This window comes from Rhizobium sp. TBD182 (assembly GCF_001950375.1).
Lineage (GTDB): Bacteria > Pseudomonadota > Alphaproteobacteria > Rhizobiales > Rhizobiaceae > Agrobacterium > Agrobacterium tumefaciens.
The window spans coordinates 13,404-30,699 of record NZ_BDLN01000005.1 but is presented as its reverse complement, the minus strand read 5'-3'; the positions used below and the strand labels follow the sequence as shown (position 1 = coordinate 30,699).

At 56.6% G+C, this 17,296-nt stretch carries 18 protein-coding genes and 1 tRNA gene; 13 read left to right on the top strand and 6 right to left on the bottom strand.

Features of this window, described 5'->3' with window-relative positions:
* The first annotated feature begins 33 nt into the window (after positions 1 to 33).
* A complete protein-coding gene (ilvC, locus tag T18_RS16085; RefSeq protein WP_003507583.1) occupies positions 34 to 1,053 on the top strand; it encodes a ketol-acid reductoisomerase in 1,020 nt (339 codons plus the stop codon).
* A 73-nt stretch (positions 1,054 to 1,126) separates the two neighbouring features.
* Here the strand turns inward: ilvC and T18_RS16080 are convergent, their stop codons facing one another.
* On the bottom strand, positions 1,127 to 2,158 hold the full coding sequence (locus T18_RS16080) for an endonuclease/exonuclease/phosphatase family protein (protein WP_038491504.1): 1,032 nt from the start codon (positions 2,156 to 2,158) through the stop codon (positions 1,127 to 1,129).
* Between the two features lie 109 nt (positions 2,159 to 2,267).
* On the bottom strand, positions 2,268 to 2,720 hold the full coding sequence (locus T18_RS16075) for an RbsD/FucU family protein (protein ID WP_003513061.1): 453 nt from the start codon (positions 2,718 to 2,720) through the stop codon (positions 2,268 to 2,270).
* A 265-nt stretch (positions 2,721 to 2,985) separates the two neighbouring features.
* Here T18_RS16075 and T18_RS16070 point away from each other — a divergent pair, with 265 nt between their 5' ends.
* The 5 genes from T18_RS16070 (at position 2,986) to T18_RS16050 (ending at position 9,517) form a co-directional block, all read left to right on the top strand.
* Positions 2,986 to 4,230, top strand: coding sequence for a PLP-dependent aminotransferase family protein (locus T18_RS16070; protein WP_025593984.1), 1,245 nt, complete (start codon positions 2,986 to 2,988; stop codon positions 4,228 to 4,230).
* A 307-nt stretch (positions 4,231 to 4,537) separates the two neighbouring features.
* Positions 4,538 to 5,521 carry an ABC transporter substrate-binding protein gene (locus tag T18_RS16065; RefSeq protein WP_013636459.1) on the top strand — a complete coding sequence of 328 codons (984 nt, stop codon included), beginning with the start codon at positions 4,538 to 4,540 and terminating at the stop codon, positions 5,519 to 5,521.
* Between the two features lie 9 nt (positions 5,522 to 5,530).
* Complete coding sequence (locus T18_RS16060; RefSeq protein ID WP_038491501.1) at positions 5,531 to 7,225, top strand: ABC transporter permease; 1,695 nt, start codon at positions 5,531 to 5,533, stop codon at positions 7,223 to 7,225.
* Entirely contained in the window at positions 7,213 to 8,241 is a 1,029-nt protein-coding gene (locus tag T18_RS16055) for an ABC transporter ATP-binding protein (RefSeq protein ID WP_013636457.1), read from the top strand. Before T18_RS16060 ends, T18_RS16055 begins: the two co-directional genes overlap by 13 nt.
* A gap of 166 nt (positions 8,242 to 8,407) precedes the next feature.
* Positions 8,408 to 9,517: an endonuclease/exonuclease/phosphatase family protein gene (locus T18_RS16050; RefSeq protein WP_038491498.1), complete on the top strand. Its 1,110-nt coding sequence runs from the start codon at positions 8,408 to 8,410 to the stop codon at positions 9,515 to 9,517.
* Between the two features lie 18 nt (positions 9,518 to 9,535).
* On the opposite strand, the gene T18_RS16045 is transcribed toward T18_RS16050, so the two are convergent.
* Positions 9,536 to 11,275 (bottom strand): sensor domain-containing diguanylate cyclase, encoded by a 1,740-nt coding sequence (locus T18_RS16045; protein WP_038491496.1) that lies wholly within the window; start codon positions 11,273 to 11,275, stop codon positions 9,536 to 9,538.
* Between the two features lie 207 nt (positions 11,276 to 11,482).
* On the opposite strand from T18_RS16045, the gene T18_RS16040 reads away from it, so the two are divergent.
* A tRNA-Thr gene (locus tag T18_RS16040) sits at positions 11,483 to 11,558 on the top strand.
* A 55-nt stretch (positions 11,559 to 11,613) separates the two neighbouring features.
* On the opposite strand, the gene T18_RS16035 is transcribed toward T18_RS16040, so the two are convergent.
* Entirely contained in the window at positions 11,614 to 11,967 is a 354-nt protein-coding gene (locus T18_RS16035; RefSeq protein ID WP_025593977.1) for a nuclear transport factor 2 family protein, read from the bottom strand.
* A 317-nt stretch (positions 11,968 to 12,284) separates the two neighbouring features.
* On the opposite strand from T18_RS16035, the gene T18_RS16030 reads away from it, so the two are divergent.
* Positions 12,285 to 12,887: a J domain-containing protein gene (locus T18_RS16030; RefSeq protein ID WP_003513049.1), complete on the top strand. Its 603-nt coding sequence runs from the start codon at positions 12,285 to 12,287 to the stop codon at positions 12,885 to 12,887.
* Between the two features lie 19 nt (positions 12,888 to 12,906).
* Here T18_RS16030 and T18_RS16025 read toward each other — a convergent pair whose 3' ends face one another.
* Both T18_RS16025 and T18_RS16020 read right to left on the bottom strand, forming a co-directional pair.
* A complete protein-coding gene (locus T18_RS16025; protein WP_038491490.1) occupies positions 12,907 to 13,518 on the bottom strand; it encodes a DUF922 domain-containing Zn-dependent protease in 612 nt (203 codons plus the stop codon).
* Positions 13,519 to 13,675: 157 nt separating this feature from the next.
* Positions 13,676 to 14,131 (bottom strand): PRC-barrel domain-containing protein, encoded by a 456-nt coding sequence (locus T18_RS16020; RefSeq protein WP_003513045.1) that lies wholly within the window; start codon positions 14,129 to 14,131, stop codon positions 13,676 to 13,678.
* A 140-nt stretch (positions 14,132 to 14,271) separates the two neighbouring features.
* Here T18_RS16020 and T18_RS16015 point away from each other — a divergent pair, with 140 nt between their 5' ends.
* The 5 genes from T18_RS16015 (at position 14,272) to T18_RS16005 (ending at position 17,294) form a co-directional block, all read left to right on the top strand.
* The gene (locus T18_RS16015; protein WP_038491487.1) at positions 14,272 to 14,697 is read left to right on the top strand and encodes a DUF1801 domain-containing protein; all 426 of its coding nucleotides are present in this window, start codon (positions 14,272 to 14,274) and stop codon (positions 14,695 to 14,697) included.
* A 98-nt stretch (positions 14,698 to 14,795) separates the two neighbouring features.
* Entirely contained in the window at positions 14,796 to 15,629 is an 834-nt protein-coding gene (locus T18_RS16010; protein WP_038492875.1) for a nucleoside triphosphate pyrophosphohydrolase family protein, read from the top strand.
* 4 nt (positions 15,630 to 15,633) lie between these two features.
* Positions 15,634 to 16,026 (top strand): hypothetical protein, encoded by a 393-nt coding sequence (locus tag T18_RS26675; protein ID WP_139322512.1) that lies wholly within the window; start codon positions 15,634 to 15,636, stop codon positions 16,024 to 16,026.
* Positions 16,027 to 16,629 carry a hypothetical protein gene (locus T18_RS26670; protein ID WP_167381493.1) on the top strand — a complete coding sequence of 201 codons (603 nt, stop codon included), beginning with the start codon at positions 16,027 to 16,029 and terminating at the stop codon, positions 16,627 to 16,629.
* The gene (locus T18_RS16005; protein WP_038491484.1) at positions 16,626 to 17,294 is read left to right on the top strand and encodes a uracil-DNA glycosylase; all 669 of its coding nucleotides are present in this window, start codon (positions 16,626 to 16,628) and stop codon (positions 17,292 to 17,294) included. Before T18_RS26670 ends, T18_RS16005 begins: the two co-directional genes overlap by 4 nt.
* Positions 17,295 to 17,296 lie beyond the last annotated feature (2 nt).

The following is a 17,296-nucleotide window of genomic DNA, read 5'->3' as shown; positions in this document are numbered from 1 at the left end:
ACACAGAGACAAGCATTAGGGAAGGACCATAAAATGCGCGTTTATTATGATCGTGATGCGGATCTCAATCTCATCAAGTCCAAGAATGTCGTCATCGTCGGCTACGGTTCCCAGGGCCGCGCCCATGCGCTGAACCTCAAGGATTCCGGCGCCAAGAACGTCGTCATTGCTCTGAAGGCCGGTTCGCCGACCGTCAAGAAGGCGGAAGCCGACGGCTTCAAGGTCATGACCGTTGCCGAAGCCGCCAAGTGGGGCGACCTTTTGATGATGGCGACGCCTGACGAATTGCAGGCCGACATCTACAAGGCCGACATTGCCGGTAACATCCGTGACGGTGCGGCGATTGCTTTCGCACACGGCCTCAACGTTCACTTCGGCCTCATCGAGCCGAAGGCTTCGCTCGACGTCGTCATGATCGCACCGAAGGGCCCCGGCCACACGGTTCGCGGCGAATACCAGAAGGGCGGCGGCGTTCCCTGCCTCGTTGCCGTTCACCAGAACGCTTCCGGCAACGCACTTGAACTCGCTCTCTCCTACGCCTGCGGCGTTGGCGGTGGCCGTTCTGGCATCATCGAAACCAACTTCAAGGAAGAATGCGAAACCGACCTCTTCGGCGAACAGGTCGTTCTGTGCGGCGGTCTCGTAGAACTCATCCGCGCCGGTTTCGAAACCCTGGTCGAAGCCGGTTACGCACCGGAGATGGCCTATTTCGAATGCCTGCACGAAGTGAAGCTGATCGTTGACCTGATCTATGAAGGCGGCATCGCCAACATGAACTACTCGATCTCCAACACGGCCGAGTGGGGCGAATACGTCACCGGTCCTCGCATCATCACCGCTGACACCAAGGCTGAAATGAAGCGCGTTCTTCACGACATCCAGACCGGCAAGTTCACGACCGAGTGGATGCAGGAATGGAAGGCTGGCGGCGCACGCTTCAAGGGCATCCGTCGCAACAACGACGCCCACCAGATCGAAGAAGTCGGCGCAAAGCTGCGCGGCATGATGCCCTGGATCGGCAAGAACAAGCTGGTCGACAAGGCCGTCAACTAAGCTTCATTGCTTGACAGAATATTGGAAGGCCGGGGCGAGAGCTCCGGCCTTTCTGCATTGCGCCTGGCTAGGATCACACGATGGCGTCGGCTTCCTCGACAATGACCGATACGGGAAAGTGATCGGAGAAACCACCGAGATTGACGTTTTTGACTGCATCGCCTTTCGACAGGCCGAAGCGGATCGGCCCCTCATTCTTGCTGTGGCTGACCATGGCGGCAATGGCTTCAATTTTCGCGGTTTCCTCGCGCACCGCGAAGCCGCTGCTCCCGGTTAGAAGCGATCTTGAGACGAGGATCTGGTCGAAGATATTGGCGTCGCCGTTGAAATAGAGCGTGCCATAGATTGTTCTTGCCGTACCGACTGAATCCACCACCTGCTGGCGCAGGTAGTTCCAGGTGAGATTGTAGAACATTGCCGATTGCGAGCTTTCGACATCGTCGCGCTCGCGGGTGGAATTGGCGTGATAGCGTAGCGATGCATCGGAAGGGTCGTCGTTGAAATCGCCGAAGGCGACGACGGCGATGTCGTTTCCTTTTTCTTCCCTGATCCGCTGGTGCCAGTAGCCAAGCGTCTCACCGGCGGTCATGCGAAAACCGGCGCTTTCCACCGCGCCGCCGGAGCGCGACGGCCAGTGATTGGAAAGGGCGATAAGCTGGCGTCCGCCCTTGGTGATGAAGGTGCATTGGGTAATGTCGCGGGTACCGGTGCGGCGCATCACGAAATGGCTGAAAATCTCGGTTTCGTTGATCAGTAGCTTCTTGCTGTCATAGATGAAGGCCGTATCGATGCCGCGCTGGTCCTTGCTGGAATCTGCATGCACCACACGGTAGGCGCGCTCGGGCATGAGGTCGTTCAGATGTTCCGCGAGCGTCTCCAGAACGAAACGGTTCTCGACTTCGCACACGCCGAGCAGATCCGGCCCGGCGCCGCCGATCTGCCTTATGATCAAACCGAGTTGCCTGAGCTTGGTCTTGAACAGATCTTCGGTCCAGCCTTTCAGATCGTTCTTCAGCCGCTCGGCAATCCAAGGTTCGCGCGCCGGATAACCTTCCGGCGCAAACAGGTTTTCGACATTCCAGAACGCCAGGACATATTGGGTCATGATACCTCACACCTCCGGTTGGTTTTACAAAACCTAGTGGAAGTTTTTGCCACAACAACTTGAAATTGTCATGACGGGTTTAGCACACGACCCATTTTGCCGTTCGATCTTACTTGCCCGGAGGGATGACGCCCTTCGTCAGCAGGAAGCAGCCGTAAAAACGGGTCTCACCTGTTGTGATGACGCAATATGCTTTTTTTGCCTGTTCATAGAAGGCGAAGCGTTCGATACCGTACATGGGGGCGGATTTTCCCTCCGCCGCGTCTATTTCCTTCTGCACTTCGACCTGTACGGGTTCCAGCTGGTCCGGCGCGCCCATCACTTCCATGCGTCCGACCGAAGGCTGCAGCGGCGTGTCGAGTGGCAGCACCGAGAGGATCGCCTGCATGGCGCGGGCGGCGGAAATGTTGTCCATGCGCAGCACCTTGCCGACCGTTGTCTGGCGAGCCACCGAATCGGAAGGGAAGTTGGTGTCGGAAATCACCAGCGTATCGCCGTGACCCATGGCGCGTAGGGCGTGAAGAACATCGGCATTCAGCGCCGGGTCGATATTTTTCAGCATGTCGTCAAACTCCCATGATGCTTTCGCCGTGTCGCGGCGCGTGGCCGCAATCCAGCCGGAAAACCTTGCCGCGTCAATCGCAAACGGAAGATTGTGAAGCTTTGCGCAAGGGTGTATTTGGCTTTGTCCGCCAAAGGCGGGCCCAAATGCGGGTAACGTGCAGGGAGGCAGAAATAATTCGAAAAACTGATAAGTCAGTATTGCTGACGTATCGACATTTCTGTAAAGATGCACGCATAAAAACGACACAAGAGGAAACGTACCCATGCTTGATTGGGAACAAATTTTCGCCACGCGCTCTTCGCGCATGAAAGCGTCTGAAATCCGCGAGCTGCTGAAGCTGCTCGAGCAGCCCGATATCATCTCCTTTGCCGGCGGTATTCCGGACCCGGCTCTTTTCCCCGCAGAGGAGTTCCAGCAGGCTTATGCGGAAATTTTTTCGGGTTCGCAGGTCAACTCGGCGCTGCAATATTCGGTGAGCGAAGGTTACAAGCCGCTGCGCGAATGGCTGGCGGGCGAAATGGCCGAGATCGGCATTGAATGCACTGCCGACAACGTCTTCATCGTTTCCGGTTCGCAGCAGGGTCTCGACTACCTCGGCAAGCTGTTCCTGTCGCCGAAGGATACCGCGCTGGTAACCTGGCCGACCTATCTCGGCGCACTTTCCGCCTTCAACGCCTATGAGCCGAATTACGACCAGCTCAATCCCGGCGGCAACCGCACGCCGGAAGCTTACCGCGAAACTGCGGCCAAGCTCGGCGGCGCCGTGAAGTTCGCTTATCTCTCTGCCGATTTCTCCAATCCGACCGGGGAAACCGTTGATCTTGCCGGCCGCGAAAAGGTTCTGGCGCTGGCCGATGAGCTGGATATCGCCGTCATCGAAGACGCCGCCTATCAGTCGCTGCGTTACGACGGCGAGGCGGTTCCGCCGATCATGGCGCTCGACATCGCCCGCTCGGGCGGCATCGAGAACACCCGCACCATCTATTGCGGCAGCTTCTCCAAGACGCTCGCACCCGGCCTTCGCGTCGGTTACATCGTTGCGTCCGCGCCTGTTATCCGCAAGCTGGTACTGATGAAGCAGGCCGCGGACCTGCATTCCTCGACGATCAACCAGATCGCCATCGAACGTGTCGCTTCGCGCGGCTTCGACAAGCAGGTCGCCAAGATCAAGGCTGCCTACAGCGCCCGCCGCGATGCGATGCTGGCTGCGCTCGACAGATACATGCCGAAGGGCACGCGCTGGACCAAGCCGGAAGGCGGCATGTTCATCTGGGTCACCCTGCCGGAAGGCATGGATGGTGCCGCACTGCTGGCAAAATCCATCGCAACGGAGAAGGTCGCCTTCGTTCCGGGTCGCGCCTTCTTTGCGGATGGCTCGGGCACGAACACGCTGCGCATCAGCTTCTCCTGCGCCAATGAGGCGATGATCGAAGAAGGCATGAAGCGGCTTGGCCGGTTGATTGCGACGGCGCAGGCGGAGACGACCGAAGTGGTTCCGGCGATTTGAGGGTTGCGAGGTTTTCGGCAGCGACGGGGGTGCGGCTTACCACCTCTGTCCTGCCGGACATCTCCCCACAGGTGGGGAGATCGACCCGTGGTGAGGTTTCGCCCATCTCAACGTTTGAAAATTAAGTGACGAAAGAGCGTCTTGCCGATCTCCCTCCTTGTGGGGGAGATGCCCGGCAGGGCAGAGGGGGGGTAAGCCCCGGTCTCCACCTTGGCTACCGAGATCACACCCCCTAAAATCCTGCCTGTCACATACATGTTATGCAATCATGTTTTAGCGGTCCCACGAAACAACAGGGACTGGACCTATGAAAACGCTGCTTTCCGCTTTTACCGCCATCGTATCGCTCGGCTTCATCGCCACCGCTGCCAATGCCGCCGATCTGGTGCTTTATACCAGCCAGCCGAACGAGGACGCGCAGGCGACCGTTGATGGTTTCAAGGCCGCCAATCCCGGTATCGAAGTCGAATGGGTGCGTGATGGAACGCCGAAGATCATGGCCAAGCTGATGGCTGAGATCAGCGCCGGCAATCCGGTTGCCGACGTGCTCTTGATCGCCGACACCGTCACACTCGAGCGCATGAAGCAGGCTGGCCAGCTTATGGCCCACAAGTCCCCGGAAGCGAAGAACATCGACGCCTCGCTCTACGATGCGGACGGCTATTATTATTCCACCAAGCTCATCACCACCGGCATCATGTATAACACTGCCGCTGCGATGAAGCCGACGAGCTGGAAGGATCTTGCCAAGGCGGAAGCCAAGGGTCTCGTGACCATGCCGAGCCCGCTGACCTCTGGTGCAGCGTTGATCCACGCGCAGACGCTGGCCGCTGCCAACGGCCTCGGCTGGGACTATTACAAGCAGCTGAAGGCCAATGAAGCCATTTCCGGCGGCGGTAACGGCGCGGTGCTGAAGTCGGTTGCATCAGGTGAGAAGGCTTACGGCGTTGTCGTCGACTACATGCCGATCCGCGAAAAGGCCAAGGGCGCCCCGGTGGAGTTCGTCTTCCCGGAAGAGGGCGTTTCGGCCGTGACCGAACCGGTCGCGATCCTCAAGGGTACCAAGCATGAGGAAGCCGCTAAGAAGTTCGTAGACTACGTGCTTTCGGAAAAAGGCCAGCAGGGCTTCGTCAAGCTCGGTTACATCCCCGCGCGCGCTGACGCTGGCATGCCGGAAGGTTTCCCCGCCCGCGACAAGCTCAAGGTCCTGCCGCTCAACGCCGCGGACGCGCTGAAGAATTCCGAGCAGGATCTGAAGACCTTCTCCGATATTTTCGGCTCCAAGGGCTGATATAGCGGCATGTCCCGATCAAGTGCCTATGGAAACAGCCAGCCGCGCTGGCTGTTTCCTTTTGTGGTGAGCGTCGTTTTTGCGCTCAGCGCCCTGCCGCTCGGGCGGCTCGCCTATACCGGCATTGTTTCGTCACTCAACGGTGACATATGGCGATTGCTGGCTGATCCCGCCCTTTGGGATGCGGCGCTGAACACGCTGTCCACCTCGTTTTTCGGCATGCTGATTTCACTCATGATCGGCGGGGGCTTCGCGCTGGCGCTGACGCTTTGCGACATACGCGGCAAGTCGATCTTAAGCTTCCTCTTCATGCTTCCTATGATGATCCCGCCGCAGGTGACGGCGCTGTCGTGGATCGGCATGACCGGCCCGTCGAGCACGCTTTTAAAAGCCATCGGCCTTGCGCCGCCCATGGGCTCGCCGCAACCGCTCTATTCCATTGCCGGTATCGCGCTTTTGCTCGGTGTGCAGCATGCGCCGCTCGTCTATCTGTCGCTGCGCGCCGGCCTGCTCGCTTTGCCGCAGGATGGCATCGAGGCAGCCAAGCTTTCCGGTGCTTCGCCTCGCCGCGTGCTGTTCGATATCATCCTGCCGCTTTCGACGCCGGGATTGATCGCCGGGGCGGCGATCTCGTTCGTATCGAATGTCGGTAATTTCGGTATTCCGGCGATCCTCGGTATTCCGGCCTCGATCTTCACCCTGCCGACGCTGATCTACAGCCGCTTCGCCAGTTTTGGTGCGAGCACCTTCGGCGATATCGCCATTCTCTCGACCATGATCGCCATCATCTCCGTGGCCGGTCTTGCGCTGCAAGAGCGGGCAATGAAGGGCAGGGACTATCGCATCATCGGTCTTTCCGGCAAGGCCGCGACTTTCAAGCTGTCGCGCTGGCGTGTAGTGGCTGAGCTTGTCCTGTGGCTCGTGCTGTTCTTCATGCTGGTTGCACCACTTGCTGCGCTGGTGGCAAGCTCGCTTGCCCCCGCCTATGGCGTGCCGCTCAGTCTCAAGACCGCTACGATGCACGCCTATGAGGAGCTGCTCTACCGGCAGAGCGTAACCCGCACAGCCTTCCGCAACTCGCTGTTTCTGGCGACGGTCACATCCCTTTGCCTGCTTGCGGTGACGGTGTTGACCGCCTATTTCCTGGTGCGCGGCAAAAGCCGCTTCATGTTCCTGCTGTCGGCGCTGGTGGATATTCCCTATGCGCTGCCGGGTGTGGTGATTTCCGTATCCTTCGTCCTGTTGTTCGCGGCCCCCATTCCGCTGCTCGGCATCACGCTTTACGGCACGATCTGGATCATTCTGCTCGCCTATTTTTCCTCCTTTTTCGCCGTCAGCCTCAAACCGATGGTCAGCGCCTTCCTGCAATTCGATCCGTCGCTGGAAGAGGCGGCAAGGCTTTCGGGCGCCGGTTTCTGGCGGCGGTTGAAGGACATCCTCCTGCCGCTGGTCGGGCCTGCGGCTGGCGCTTCCGTCATCCTCGTTTTCCTGATCGCCTGCAATGAGCTGACGGTTTCGGCGCTCCTTTGGTCCGCCGGCACGCAGACGCTCGGTGTGCTCATCTATAACCTCGATGACAGCGGCAGCTTCGATCTTGCCTCCGCACTTTCGGTACTTGTCGTCATCATGGTGATTTTCCTCATGCTGCTGCTCGAAATTCTGGGGCGCTATCTGCCGAAAGGAGTGGTCCCTTGGCGAAACTGATCCTCAATCGTCTGACGAAAAGCTTTGGGGCCGGGTCGAAACCCGCCGTTGACGACGTCTCGCTCACGGTGCGTGAGGGAGGTTTCCTCGCGTTGCTCGGGCCTTCCGGCTGCGGCAAGACGACGGTGCTGCGCATGATCGCCGGTTTCGAGCAACCGACTGATGGCTCCATCCTGCTCGGCGAGCGGGTGCTGGCCGATGCAGGCAGCATGGTGCCGCCGGAGCGGCGCAACATGGCGATGGTGTTCCAGTCCTATGCGCTCTGGCCGCACATGTCGGTTGCCGACAATGCCGGCTATCCCCTGAAAGTTCGCGGCATTTCCGGAGAGAAATATCGCGAGAAGGTGGCCCAAGCGCTGGCAGCCGTACGCCTTGAAGGCTTTGCGGACCGCCGTCCCGCCGAGCTTTCCGGTGGCCAGCGGCAGCGCGTCGCTTTGGCCCGCTGCCTCGTCACCGAACCCGATGTGGTGCTGCTCGACGAGCCACTCGCCAATCTCGACCGGCATTTGCGGCAGGAGATGGAGGAGACCTTTCGCGAGTTCCACATCCGCTCCGGCGCGACGATGATCTATGTCACCCACGATCAGGCGGAAGCCATGGCGCTGGCAACCGATGTCGCCGTCATGTCTCAGGGCAAGCTGCTTCAGGTCGCGCCGCCCGCCGAGCTTTATGCACGACCCGAGGGGCGTCTTGTCGGCTCGCTGGTGGGGCAGGGCGCCATTCTCTCCGTGCCGATGCCGGAAGGTTCTTCGCGGGATATTGACTGGGACGCGCTCCGCACAGCGATGGATAACGGTGGGCAATTACCACGGGCGGATATTCTCGTGCGGCCGCAGGACGTGGTGCGGGATGCGGATGGAATCACCTGCACCGTGACCTCGGTTCTCTACGAGGGCGAGCGTTATGCCTTGCGTCTCGACCTGCCGGACGGGCAGGCGCTTCGGGCTTATTCTCGAGAATCGGTTGCGGTCGGTGACCGGTTGCCGGTTGCGATTCGTGCGGCGTGGCGTCTTTAGCATTTGCTTGCTCCCTCATCCCTGGGCTCGTCACAGGAATGAGGGTGGGGAATATCCCCGACATAAAATCCGACATCGTGAATAGGGAAATCTGATCGACGCGACTGGCCACTGGCGAGACCGAACGGGAGCGGCTAAGCTCCCATTCCAGCAACAGGAATGAAACATGTCGCTTCGGCTCGCCACCTTCAATATCGAAAATCTTCTCACTCGTTTCGACTTTACCGGTTTTCGCAACCAGACGCGGCGCGACAGGGCGATCCAGCTTTTCGATATCAGGGACGAGGCGACCTATCAGGCGCTGGAAAGTGCGCGGGCAGTCTCTTCCACAGACGATACGCGGCAACTTTCGGCGCTGGCCATTGCGGATGCGGATGCCGATATTCTCTGCCTGCAGGAAGTCGACAACATGGCGGCCCTGCAGGCTTTCGAATATGGCTATCTCTACCGCATGGTCGGTAACGGCTATCTGCAGAAATATCTGGTCGAGGGCAATGACAGCCGCGGCATCGATGTCGCCGTCGTCATGCGCGAGCAGACCCAAGACGGCGACAAGATCGAGGTCATCGACATCAAGAGCCACGCCGCGCTAACCTACCGCAATCTCGATCTCTTCAATCCCGCACTTGCCGCGACCAACCAGATAGACGACAAGATTTTCAAACGCGATTGTCTGGAAATCGATCTGAGGGTCGGCGGCAAACCGCTGACGCTTTACGTCACGCATTTCAAATCCATGACCAATGCCCGTGACGCCATAGATGCCCGGCTCGCCACCATGCCGATTCGCGAGGCGGAAGCCATGGCCGTTCGCCGCATCATCGAAAACCGCTGGGGCGCAAACAATACCCGCAACAAGAATTTTGCCATCTGCGGCGACATGAATGATTATCAGGAACGCATTTCGATTTCCGGCGACCGGCGCAGCGGCTACAGCTTTACGCCGGTGGAAGAGGAGCGGAGCGCGCTCGATATCTTCACGGCGGATGATTTTGTGACCAATCCGATGTCGCGCCGTGACGTCATGGATCGCTGGACGCTCTATCATTCGCGCGGGCCACAGGAACAGCATCTCTGCCAGCTCGATTATATCTGGCTTTCCCCACATCTTGCGCAGATCAATGCGACAAGGGTTCCCGAAATCATCCGCGCTGGCCAGCCTTACAGGACGGTCTTTCCGCCGGGGCAGGAGGTGGATCGTTATCCGCGCACCGGCTGGGACCGCCCCAAGGCTTCCGACCATTGCCCTGTCGTTATGACGCTCGATCTGATCTGATCTGCCGCTCCGGGCCGCCTAGCCGTTGGCAACCTTGGGGAAGTAGGTCGCCCATACCCGGTTGCGGCCCGCACGCTTGGCCTCATAAAGCCGGTCGTCGGCAATTGCGATCAGCTCGTCCCAGCTGTTGATCGCCCGTGCCTCCTGCCAGACCACGCCGAAACTTGCCGTCAGTGACAGCCCGCTTTGTTCATCAATGATCTGGGCTTCAATCAGCCGGCGCAGGCGGTCGGCGGTGGCGGTCGCCGTCGCGTGGCTGACATCCTGCAACACGACCACGAATTCCTCGCCGCCATAGCGCGCCAGAATATCGTTTTTACGGAGGGCGCCTCTTAAAAGAGTCGCTGTCTTCTGTAGCGCGAGGTCGCCCATGGCATGGCCATAGCGGTCGTTGATGGATTTGAAGTGGTCGATGTCGACAATCATCACGCCAAGCGCCTGCAACTGCTCCTCGCCGCTCAATATGGCACGAACGGTCTTTTCCAGCGCACGGCGATTGGACACACCGGTCAAGGCATCTGTTTCTGAAAGCGTGCGTAATTGTTCGGCCAGCGCAGACTGCTGCTTTTCCATTTCTTCCTTCTGGCGAAGCTGCTCGCGCAGGAAATCCAGTTCCTTGAACATTTTCTTCACTTCCGGAGCAGCCTTGTCCTGATACAGGGCTCCTGAAAGATCGCCAGCGGCGATTGCGGCGATCTGCGTCTGGACGGATTGCATGGGGCGGAACAGTGCCGTTCTGTAAACCGATGCAAGCCGCAGCAATACCAGAACCGCGATGAGAGCGAGGAGGAGAGACGTTCCACCATAGATCAACGCCTGTTCCTTGTTCCTTTCTATCCTTGCCCGTGTTTCGGCGAGAATAAGGTCGCGCAACGTGCTCGAGGACCGCATGCCCTTGATGTAGTTTTCGGAGAATTCGCGAACGCTTGGCTGCGCGGACGGCACCACCATCGCAATCGTATTCTGCGCATAGGGAAGTGCCTGGCCGAAATAGAAGATTTCAATATCGCGAAACGCTGCATCGACGCGTGGTGTGGACAGGTAAGCGGCGGTGTAGTTCGTCAGCGACGATTTCAGTAGTGTGAGGCTCTGTATTTCCGTGTCGAATTTAGCGCGGAGGCTCAACTTGTCCTGCCTGTTCGCCCGCAGGCTCATGACCACGTAGGAACCGAGGCGACCGATCCGGTCCCGCATCACTCCGGCAGTCCCGGTCATGGCGATGTCGATCGCTACATTGGGCGTTACCTTGATGATCGCGCGGGCGGTCTTGCCGCGCAGCATGTTGACGCTGTCCGCCGCCTTGAACATCGCAAAAATTGCGTTGGACATTGCCGTGTAGCTGCGCGCGGATTCCGGAAGTGCGGCAACCTGATCGACCGCTTCTCGGGATTGCGCCAGTTTTCGGCGTGTATCGACCAGCGATTTTGCCAATTCTGGCTGCGCCCTGATTTCCGCGGCAAAGGACTTTTCGAGTTCCACCAGCTTGTCGTCCGTCGCCTTGCGCGCTGCGGCAAGCTCCTGGACCAGTTTTGCATCGGGGGAAGACGCGCCCATCAAATTATTGGCAGGACCACGCTCGGCCGATACCAGCCATGCGGACTGGAGGGCCGTTTCGAAGCGGCTGAGTTGCTGCGCATTGGTCCGGTAGCGTAAGTAACTGGAAACGCTCGGCAGGGCGGCAAGGGTTGCCAACAAGATGGAACTTACCGCTATGACGATCGTACCGGTTAGTTGGATTTTCTGTATGCTTGCGCGCATGCGATGCGTTATTCCCGGTGGGATGGTTATGAATTATCGCCATTTTAGCTACATCGCGTAAATACTTCGCTTATTTTGCAGGCCTTTTGCCGCGACCTGGTGATTGAAACCCACAGGTACGGTGTGGAAAAGAGGTCTCCCAACGGCGCGCAATCAATTTTTGCTTTACACGAAGTGAGAATCTGATAGTTGGCAAGGCACTGGATTGCCCTTGTAGCTCAGTTGGTAGAGCACCTGATTTGTAATCAGGGGGTCACGAGTTCGAACCTTGTCGGGGGCACCAGTATTTTCAATGGCTTGGCCATTTCCCCGCTATTATTCCTGCATTCGCACAACGCCTATGGCTTGATGTGATATAGCTTGTGCACGATTGCCCAGTTGCCATCGCGCTCCAGCAAGGACAGGTATTCGCTAAAATCCATGCCGTCGAAACGGGTCGTCAGCTTCACGGACGCGCTGTCGCCTTCCTTGTCGATGCCGAGGATTTCGAAGACGGGGTCGTGATCGGGCAGGCCGCGTTCGCTTTTCCGTATCTGCTCGGCGAAGTCCTCCAGTGAGAGCCATTCCGTTTCACCCTGAAACGTCCCGACGATGCTGGCGCGCGGATCGAAAACATCACGCATCAGGCCCTCATCCGCATAGGCCATGGCGTGCACATAATCCGTCACTGTCTGGGTAATGGTTTGCGGCATCGGATCGTCCCTCCCTTCAGATCCAAAAGTCAAGCTTACACCCGTTGGAGCCGTTCCACCATAAGCACCGTAAAACCTGCGGGTTGCACGTTTTTCCGCATGGGTAGGCAGCTTGGCCCGGCATGTTTTGCCATGACTTTCCACAATTTTGTCCCGCCCGTGATTATAGTCGCCATGGGTCCGACAAATTTGAGGATCAAGGGCTTTTGCGCCGGCGCGGGGGTGCCGCGCGGGCGGAATTCGCTTATGATCTGTGCGCGAGCCGCACGGGGGTGGCGTATGGCATGCGGTAACAGTTTGCGTTTGAAGGTGTTTTAGTGATCGATCCCTATGTTTTGCTTGGCGTGGAGCGTGATGCCGACGAGGCGGCGATCAAGTCCGCTTACCGGAAGGTGGCGAAAGCCGCCCATCCCGACAGCGGGGGCGATACCGACCAATTCGCACGCCTGCAAACCGCTTACGAGCTTTTGAAGGATCCGGTGCGCCGCAAGGTGTTCGACGATACCGGTTACGATCCGCAGCTTGCCGATGCCAAGGACCTCAAAGGCCTGCTGATGCTGGAAACTCTGGTCAACGAATTCATTCTGGACGAGCGCGAGCCCGGCAGCTTCGACCCAGTGGCCGCCATGCGCCGCAAGCTGACCGATGATATCCTGAAAAGCCGCTTTCACATTCTGGAACTTGAGCGTCACCGCACGCGGGTGCGCAAACATATGGACCGGCTGGGCAGAAAGCCGGAGACCGATGTTTTGAGTTCCATGTTGCGCGCGCGCAGCCAGTCCATCGCCGAAGCCATCCGCAATGCGGAAGCGCAGATAGAGGCGATCGAGCAGGCCTATACGATGCTGGAAGGCTATTCCTACGAGCTGGAAAGCATATCGCTCTCCGAACCGCTGCTGAAAGGCGAGGCGGCGGAATAGCCGTTTCCCCCTGGAGTTCTCAGGGACCGTTGACGAGCGCCAGAATGAGCTGATGCACGCGGCCGCCGGGGGAAAGCTCGTCCCGGTCGAAATCGCGTCCGCGCTGGCGCTGCTCGTTGGATAGCTCACCAAGCCGCTGTTGCAGGACAACGCGCACTTTCTGGCATTTCGGATCGTTTTCCGCTCTCAGACCGGTGCTGAATGCCTCGATCTTCTGCACCATGTCGAGAATGTGCTCGCCGTGAACGCGCTCATGGGTTTCCACACCGGAAATGAAGGTTTTCCAGCTGGCGGCGACCGCGGGCGGCAATCTGGCCGGCGCTTTCGGCCAGGTATAGATGATTGTGAGATTGGGCTTGGCGGTGGCCAGTACGCAGGCACCGTCCGGTTGCGGACGATAATCGCGCCGCCATGTCAGCTTGAAGGTGGTGTGGGCGATGGCCTGCACACCGGCGGTCGGGCCGCGCTCGCCTATGGACTGGTAAAGCGCTCCACCCGTATCACCGCTGATCGCATAGGTTTTTATCTGCTCGGCTGGTTTCCAGCCGGCTGACTGTGCTGATAGCGGAAGGGTGCTCAGCAATATCGCCACAGCGCTGATGGTGAGGGAAGAGAGAGTTTTGGCGGGCACGCATCGATCCTTGGTGTCTTGCGCGCCAAAGATAGGCGAGAGCTGGGCTGCTAGGCAAGCGCCGTGAGAGAGGGATTGTCGGATACTGCGCCGAAATTCCACACACGAAAAACCCCCGCGACGGATCGCGGGGGTCAAGCTTGCGACTGCAGGGGAATCAGTCGTCCAGCTTGTCGTAGTCGAGCTTCGGTGCGTTCTGCAGCGCTTCCTTGGTGGTATCGACATAGGCCTTCCAGGTGCCGTTGTCGTTGTGGACTGCAACCGAGGCCGGGTCGAGCACCACATAGCTCTTATCGATGCCGAGGAAACCGCCGACGCTGGCAACGAGGCCGATCACCGATTTGCCATCACCGATGACGACGTCCTCGATTTCGCCGATGTTTTCGTTCTGGGCGTTATAGATATCCAGACCGTCGAGCTGGGAGGCGGTGAGGTCGGTTTTCTGAACATTGACGAACTTCAGCGGGCCGTTAGCCTTGGTGCCCATGGTGATGCCGGGACCGGACAAAGTCGCATCGGCGCCAACAGCAGGCGCAGTCGCAGCCGTCTGGGCAAAAGCCACGGAAGAGGAGAGGGCTGCTGCGGCAGCGAGAGCGATGACGTTGATTTTCATGATGTTTCTTCCCTTTGTATGCTGAACGTTTCGTTCGGGGAAGAAACGGTGAAGGCCGGATTTGGTTCCGCGTGGGAGCGCAGGAAATTTTGGTTTATGCTGGTAGCAGGAGCACTGGCACGCCAAATCCGGAGGACGTTATGGCAAAAAACACTGACAGCAAGGAAGCGGAGGAGAATGCACCGTCGGTTCTCATCGATCGAAAGATCGCGGAGCTTGGCGACTGGCGTGGCGAGACGCTTGCGCGCATCCGGGCGCTGATAAGGAAGGCCGATCCGGAGGTGACGGAGGAGGTTAAATGGCGCAGCGTGCCCGTCTGGGAGCATGCCGGTATCATCTGCACGGGCGAAACCTACAAGACAGCCGTGAAGACGACGTTTGCGAAGGGCGCATCGCTTGAAGACCCGGCCGGCCTGTTCAATTCGAGCCTTGAGGGCAATACGCGGCGCGCCATCGACTTTCACGAGGGAGATGAGATCGACGAGGAGGCACTGGTGGCGCTGATCCGCGCGGCGGTGGCGTTAAATGTGGCGGGGAAGGCTGGAGAGGAGCGTATGAAGGAATGACCTATAAGTAATATATGTTTGGTGGCGGATATTTTTCTACTATTGCGCTATACAGAAATACAACTTTCGGTAAAATGATTCTCAAAATGGGGGCAATCATGGACATCGATGAATATCAGGAAAAGGCGTCGCATACCGATACAAACAAACGACCCCTGATCGCCATACTCGGTCTCGCAGGGGAAATTGGGAGTCTGTATACCGTCTATAAAAAGCGACTGAGAGACAAGCCTCCAGAAGAACAATTCCGTTCTGAGCTTGCTGAGGAACTAGGCGATGTTCTTTGGTATTTATCAGCCTTAGCCACTCTACATAAAATTAGTCTAAATGATGTTGCAATTGAAAATCTAGAGAAAACCCAAGCTTTTTTTGGGCCTCCCGAGTCTCCAATGTTTGACTCAGCATATCCTGCCCATGAAAGATTGCCGGACCACATGCGCGTTGAATTTAGCTTGGATGGAAAGGGGCGTTCCCAGATGGTTTTTGATGGCAAACCTCTGGGCGACTCCCTTTCAGACAATTCGTACTTGGAAGACAAATATCGTTTTCACGATGCTTTTCATATGGCCTTTTTAGCTCACCTTCACTGGTCGCCCGTAATGCGGCGCCTTTTAAAAAGAAAAAGAAAATCTGTTCCAGATGTCGACGAAAATGAGGATGGTGCAAGAGCCGCAATCGTTGAGGAAGCGGTGGCGGCTATAATATTCACGCATGCTGAGGAAGCAGATTTTTTTCCAACAGTAGAATCCATACCTCTAAAGTTGGTCACCCTGCTGAAGAAAATGACATCAAAGTTCGAAGTCAGTAAATGTAGTTCAGCATCATGGCGTCTTGCTATTTTTGATGGCTGCCAAGCTTTCAATTCACTTTGCAAAAATGGTGGAGGTGTAATCGAGATCGATATGCAGTCTTCAACACTAATTGTGGAGTGATAGAATGGTGGTTTATGTTATAAATCAAAATTTTCGTTCTAATGAGCTCGAAGCATTGCGTTCTTATTCTGATAACGCTTACGAAATAAGAGCTTGGCCTCCGCACTCATCAAGTGTTCCTTCTGACGCCAGTGCTGGCATATATCTAGTTCGAGAAGAAAGTACAACGATAGAAGAGGATCGAGTAATTAATCTTATCAATGGAGTGATGCGAATTATCTGTGTCTTTGTTGAAGATATAGAAAATATAAGTGAAATCGCCCAGAAGTACTGTTCAGCTAAAGTTTTCTTAGAAGGTGGGGCGTTGGTGGAGGCATTGCAAGGCAATGATCGAATCCAGCAAGACGGGAGCGGCGCTCCAGCGTCACGAAACCCGCAAAAACCACATAACTGTTAGATGAAGATTTACCGATACGTTATCGACCATGACATGGGCTTCTCGCCTAATCCGTTTCACGGTGTGTGTACCCTCGCGAACTGTAAACCCGTAATTCGTCGCGTTGCTAATATTGGTGACTTCGTTATGGGGTTTGGTTCGTCCAAATCAGATATTCGTTATCGCCTAATATATTGGATGAGGGTGGGTCAGATCATGACTTTTAACGAATATTGGCACGATTTACGATTTGAACAAAAAAAGCCGATCGTGAACGGAAGTCATCTTAAATTTCACGGGGACAATATTTATCGTTACGATGCATCTGGAAATGTAATTCAAGAGCCGTCTTTTCACAGTCTTCCCAATGGTTTACCAAATATCAGGAATATAAATACGGATACAGGTAGCACAGATAAAGTCTTGGTAGCTGACATATTCGGATATTACGGAAAGCGCGCGCTTTCCGTTCCGGACTGTTTTTCTGGTATTGTTGCGGTAGGCCGTGGTCACCGGACGGCGCATTCTCATGAATTGAGAGATGCTGTGATAAATTGGCTTTTGCAGGATACTCCGAACGGCTTTTGTGGTGAGCCGTCAGGTTGGAAGGAGATACCAAAATGACTACAGTTGAGGGATTTGTTGAGCGGGTTTCGGGCGTAAAATTTGATAATTGCTTTAATCCTTACACTGACACTTGTCCAATCTTCGACCAACAATCGGCTCCTAAGATACGCAGGGATAATCTTACAGAGATTCTTTTCTCGCTAACCTCTGTATCCTCCATAGATATTTGGGTGGGTCGCGACTTGGGCTACAAGGGAGGGCGTCGTACAGGCATCGCGTTGACTGATGAGTGCTCTCTGGATCTCTATGCCGCTCATCTCAGGTTGAAATCCCTCCGGCGTGCTACCAATGGCCCTGCGGTCAAGGAAAGGACTGCGTCAAATATATTCCGCATTTTGGAAGGCGTTAGTATTCCCGTATTGACGTGGAATGTTTTCCCATTACATCCGTTTTTGTCGGGCGATCCATTCAGCAATCGTCAACATACGAAAGAGGAAGCTGAGGTCGGATTTACATTCCTAGAGGAATTGTGTTCCTTATTTAAAGTCGGGCGTATTGTCGCGATCGGAAACGACGCGGCAAAATGGGCTCGTAAGGTCTCATGCGAGAATTATCAAGTTAGGCATCCAAGTTACGGTGGTCAAACGCAGTTTCTAGATCAAATGCGATCAATTTATTCATTAGATCGCGTTGAAGAGAAGCAGCAGCTCCAGTTGATCTGACA

What these genes read in the sequence shown, in the direction of transcription:
- T18_RS16080 (WP_038491504.1), bottom strand. Translation starts at nt 2,158, where the DNA reads ATGACCCAATATGTCCTGGCGTTCTGGAATGTCGAAAACCTGTTTGCG.
- T18_RS16060 (WP_038491501.1), top strand. Translation starts at nt 5,531, where the DNA reads ATGTCCCGATCAAGTGCCTATGGAAACAGCCAGCCGCGCTGGCTGTTT.
- T18_RS26675 (WP_139322512.1), top strand. Translation starts at nt 15,634, where the DNA reads ATGGTGGTTTATGTTATAAATCAAAATTTTCGTTCTAATGAGCTCGAA.
- T18_RS16070 (WP_025593984.1), top strand. Translation starts at nt 2,986, where the DNA reads ATGCTTGATTGGGAACAAATTTTCGCCACGCGCTCTTCGCGCATGAAA.
- T18_RS16015 (WP_038491487.1), top strand. Translation starts at nt 14,272, where the DNA reads ATGGCAAAAAACACTGACAGCAAGGAAGCGGAGGAGAATGCACCGTCG.
- T18_RS16065 (WP_013636459.1), top strand. Translation starts at nt 4,538, where the DNA reads ATGAAAACGCTGCTTTCCGCTTTTACCGCCATCGTATCGCTCGGCTTC.
- T18_RS16020 (WP_003513045.1), bottom strand. Translation starts at nt 14,131, where the DNA reads ATGAAAATCAACGTCATCGCTCTCGCTGCCGCAGCAGCCCTCTCCTCT.
- T18_RS16045 (WP_038491496.1), bottom strand. Translation starts at nt 11,275, where the DNA reads ATGCGCGCAAGCATACAGAAAATCCAACTAACCGGTACGATCGTCATA.
- T18_RS16005 (WP_038491484.1), top strand. Translation starts at nt 16,626, where the DNA reads ATGACTACAGTTGAGGGATTTGTTGAGCGGGTTTCGGGCGTAAAATTT.
- T18_RS16010 (WP_038492875.1), top strand. Translation starts at nt 14,796, where the DNA reads ATGGACATCGATGAATATCAGGAAAAGGCGTCGCATACCGATACAAAC.
- T18_RS16075 (WP_003513061.1), bottom strand. Translation starts at nt 2,720, where the DNA reads ATGCTGAAAAATATCGACCCGGCGCTGAATGCCGATGTTCTTCACGCC.
- T18_RS26670 (WP_167381493.1), top strand. Translation starts at nt 16,027, where the DNA reads ATGAAGATTTACCGATACGTTATCGACCATGACATGGGCTTCTCGCCT.
- T18_RS16050 (WP_038491498.1), top strand. Translation starts at nt 8,408, where the DNA reads ATGTCGCTTCGGCTCGCCACCTTCAATATCGAAAATCTTCTCACTCGT.
- ilvC (WP_003507583.1), top strand. Translation starts at nt 34, where the DNA reads ATGCGCGTTTATTATGATCGTGATGCGGATCTCAATCTCATCAAGTCC.
- T18_RS16035 (WP_025593977.1), bottom strand. Translation starts at nt 11,967, where the DNA reads ATGCCGCAAACCATTACCCAGACAGTGACGGATTATGTGCACGCCATG.